This is a genomic window from Thermus sp. NMX2.A1, from assembly GCF_000511705.1.
Classification (GTDB): domain Bacteria; phylum Deinococcota; class Deinococci; order Deinococcales; family Thermaceae; genus Thermus; species Thermus scotoductus.
Map to the genome: position 1 here is coordinate 1 of NZ_ATNI01000118.1, position 833 is coordinate 833.

At 60.9% G+C, this 833-nt stretch carries 1 protein-coding gene; it reads right to left on the reverse strand.

Annotated elements, in window-relative coordinates; all coding sequences use genetic code 11:
- On the reverse strand, nt 1-833 hold an 833-nt coding region (locus tag TNMX_RS11695; protein ID WP_038032468.1), incomplete at its 3' end, for an elongation factor Tu.

The following is an 833-nucleotide window of genomic DNA, read 5'->3' on the forward strand; positions in this document are numbered from 1 at the left end:
AGCGTCTTACGGTGCATCTCCACACCCGTCACCACCGTCTTCCGCGTCTCAGGAGCCAAACCCACAATCTCCACCTCGTCCCCAACCTTCACCTTCCCACGCTCAATACGACCCGTGGCCACCGTCCCACGACCCGTGATCGTAAACACGTCCTCCACCGGCATCAAGAACGGCTTGTCCACGTCCCGCACCGGCGTGGGTATGTACTCGTCAATCGCGTCCAACAACTCCCAGATCTTATCCACCCACTCGTTCTCCCCACGCTTCGTCTGGGGATTCTTGTGCATCTGCTCAAGCGCCAACAACGCGCTCCCGCGAATCACCGGAACCTCGTCCCCAGGAAATTCGTACTGGTTCAGGAGGTCCCGCACCTCCATCTCCACCAGGTCCAAAAGTTCCGGGTCGTCCACCATGTCCACCTTGTTCATGAACACCACGATGTACGGCACCCCCACCTGGCGAGCCAGCAAAATGTGCTCCCGCGTCTGCGGCATCGGTCCGTCCGCCGCCGACACCACCAAAATCGCCCCGTCCATCTGCGCCGCACCCGTGATCATGTTCTTGATGTAGTCCGCGTGCCCGGGGCAATCCACGTGCGAATAGTGCCGCTTCGCCGTCTCGTATTCCACATGCGCCGTGTTGATGGTAATCCCCCGCGCACGCTCCTCCGGCGCCTTGTCAATCTCCCCGTAGTCCTTCACCTCCACGTTCGGGTTCTCCGCCGCCGCCACAAAGGTCAAAGCCGCAGTCAGCGTCGTCTTCCCGTGGTCCACGTGCCCAATCGTCCCCACATTCACGTGAGGCTTCGTACGGATAAACTCGCCCTTGGCCAT